The sequence below is a fragment of the Flavobacterium akiainvivens genome (assembly GCF_001278115.1).
In the GTDB taxonomy this organism is placed as follows: domain Bacteria; phylum Bacteroidota; class Bacteroidia; order Flavobacteriales; family Flavobacteriaceae; genus Flavobacterium; species Flavobacterium akiainvivens.
This window is the reverse complement of record NZ_LIYD01000002.1, coordinates 1-3174: the sequence shown is the minus strand read 5'-3', so window position 1 is coordinate 3174 and position 3174 is coordinate 1. Positions and strand designations below refer to the sequence as shown.

The 3174-nt window shown below is 49.0% G+C and carries 2 rRNA genes; both read right to left on the bottom strand.

Annotated elements, in window-relative coordinates:
• Nucleotides 1-43: 43 nt before the first annotated feature.
• Nucleotides 44-152 (bottom strand): 5S ribosomal RNA (rrf, locus tag AM279_RS00025).
• Between the two features lie 141 nt (nucleotides 153-293).
• Nucleotides 294-3166, bottom strand: a 23S ribosomal RNA gene (locus AM279_RS00020).
• Nucleotides 3167-3174: the final 8 nt, after the last annotated feature.

Sequence of the window (3174 nt, the reverse complement as noted above, 5' to 3'; positions counted from 1 at the left end):
AAAAACAAAAACCCCTTATCTGATTAGATAAGGGGTTTTAAAAGAAAGGCGATGACATACTCTCCCACAAAATGCAGTACCATCTGCGCAGGCGGGCTTAACTTCTCTGTTCGGGATGGGAAGAGGTGAGCCCCGCCGCAATAATCACCTTAAAAGGTTTATTTGGTTTCAGGTTCTTGATAACCTGAACTCAAAAGCAAGCGTGCTTGCAATATGTTAACATACTAAGATAATACAAAAGTGTCTTGTTTTAGAAAGTGTACCCCTCCCGGATTGCTCCGGGAGGAAGTAGCGTACATAAGCTTACGGGTTATTAGTACTACTCGGCTATGACATTACTGCCTTTACACCTGTAGCCTATCAACGTGGTCATCTTCCACGACCCTTAAAAGAAATCTCATCTTGTGGTGGGTTTCGCGCTTATATGCTTTCAGCGCTTATCCCTTCCGAACGTGGCTACTCTGCGGTGCCCCTGGCGGGACAACAGATACACCAGTGGTTCGTCCGACTCGGTCCTCTCGTACTAGAATCAGATCCACGCAAATTTCTAACGCCCGCAGTAGATAGAGACCGAACTGTCTCACGACGTTCTGAACCCAGCTCGCGTGCCACTTTAATGGGCGAACAGCCCAACCCTTGGGACCTTCTCCAGCCCCAGGATGTGACGAGCCGACATCGAGGTGCCAAACCCCCCCGTCGATATGAGCTCTTGGGGGAGATCAGCCTGTTATCCCCGGCGTACCTTTTATCCTTTGAGCGATGGCCCTTCCATACGGAACCACCGGATCACTATGCTCTACTTTCGTACCTGATCGACCTGTATGTCTCTCAGTCAAGCTCCCTTATGCCATTGCACTCTACGCACGGTTACCAAGCGTGCTGAGGGAACCTTTAGAAGCCTCCGTTACTCTTTTGGAGGCGACCACCCCAGTCAAACTACCCACCAAGCAATGTCCCCCGCAACGCGGGGTTAGGCCTCAGATAAGCAAAGGGTGGTATTTCAACAATGACTCCTCGAATCCTGGCGAACCCGATTCACAGTCTCCCACCTATCCTACACATCACTTATCCAAGGTCAATACTAAGCTATAGTAAAGGTGCACAGGGTCTTTTCGTCCCACTGCGGGTAATCGGCATCTTCACCGATACTACAATTTCACCGAGCTCATGGCTGAGACAGTGTCCAGATCGTTACACCATTCGTGCAGGTCGGAACTTACCCGACAAGGAATTTCGCTACCTTAGGACCGTTATAGTTACGGCCGCCGTTTACTGGGGCTTCAATTCAATGCTTCTCCGAAGATAACATCTCCTCTTAACCTTCCAGCACCGGGCAGGTGTCAGGCCCTATACTTCATCTTACGATTTTGCAGAGCCCTGTGTTTTTGATAAACAGTCGCCTGGACCTTTTCACTGCGGCCAGCATTGCTGCTGGCGACCTTTCTCCCGAAGTTACAGGTCTATTTTGCCTAATTCCTTAGCCATGAATCTCTCGAGCGCCTTAGGATACTCTCCTCGACTACCTGTGTCGGTTTACGGTACGGGTTCTTATAATCTAAGTTTAGAGGTTTTTCTTGGAAGCCCTTAGGCACACTATCTCTTTGCCCGAAGGCTCTGAGTACTATCGTATTTCACCAGAATCTGCGCATTTAACTACAAATCCTATAGCTAGGTACTTTAACGAACTATTCCGTCAGTTCGCGGTGCTTTCATCACTCCGTCGCCCCATCACAATTATAAGAAGTACGGGAATATTAACCCGTTGGCCATCGAATGTTCCTTTCGGATTCTCCTTAGGTCCCGACTAACCCTCAGCTGATTAGCATAGCTGAGGAAACCTTAGTCTTACGGCGTGCGGGTTTCTCGCCCGCATTATCGTTACTTATGCCTACATTTTCTTTTCTAAAAGCTCCAGCATACCTCGCAGTACACCTTCAGCGCCGCTAGAATGCTCCCCTACCACTTTTACAAGTCCATAGCTTCGGTAGTATACTTATGCCCGATTATTATCCATGCTCGTCCGCTCGACTAGTGAGCTGTTACGCACTCTTTAAATGAATGGCTGCTTCCAAGCCAACATCCTAGCTGTCGGGGCAGACAAACCTCGTTTTTTCAACTTAGCATACATTTGGGGACCTTAGCTGATGGTCTGGGTTCTTTCCCTCTCGGACATGGACCTTAGCACCCATGCCCTCACTACTGGTAAACATTTATTAGCATTCGGAGTTTGTCAGGAATTGGTAGGCGGTGAAGCCCCCGCATCCAATCAGTAGCTCTACCTCTAATAAACTAAGCCAGCGCTGCACCTAAATGCATTTCGGGGAGTACGAGCTATTTCCGAGTTTGATTGGCCTTTCACCCCTACCCACAGGTCATCCGAAGACTTTTCAACGTCAACCGGTTCGGACCTCCACTATGTGTTACCACAGCTTCATCCTGCCCATGGGTAGATCACACGGTTTCGCGTCTACCATTACTGACTAAAGCGCCCTATTCAGACTCGCTTTCGCTACGGATCCACACCTGAAGTGCTTATCCTTGCCAGCAACGGTAACTCGTAGGCTCATTATGCAAAAGGCACGCCGTCACCCCACTAAAGGGCTCCGACCGCTTGTAGGCGCATGGTTTCAGGATCTATTTCACTCCGTTATTCACGGTTCTTTTCACCTTTCCCTCACGGTACTGGTTCACTATCGGTCTCTCAGGAGTATTTAGCCTTAGCGGATGGTCCCGCCAGATTCAGACAGGGTTTCACGTGCCCCGCCCTACTCAGGATACTGCTATCTATTACATTTGTTACCTATACGGGGCTATCACCCTCTACGGCTTACCTTTCCAGGTAATTCCAGTTCCATTTGCATAAAATGTCGCAGTCCTACAACCCCAAAATTGCCGTAACAACTCTGGTTTGGGCTATTCCGCGTTCGCTCGCCACTACTTACGGAATCACTTTTGTTTTCTTCTCCTCCGCCTACTTAGATGTTTCAGTTCAGCGGGTTTGCCCACCTAACGGTGTACTATGTCTTCAACATAGTGGGTTGCCCCATTCGGAAATCTTCGGATCAGTCTGTATGTGCCAGTCCCCGAAGCTTATCGCAGCTTATCACGTCCTTCATCGCCTCTGAGAGCCACAGGCATCCCCCATGCGCCCTTATTTTGCTTATTGTACTTTTT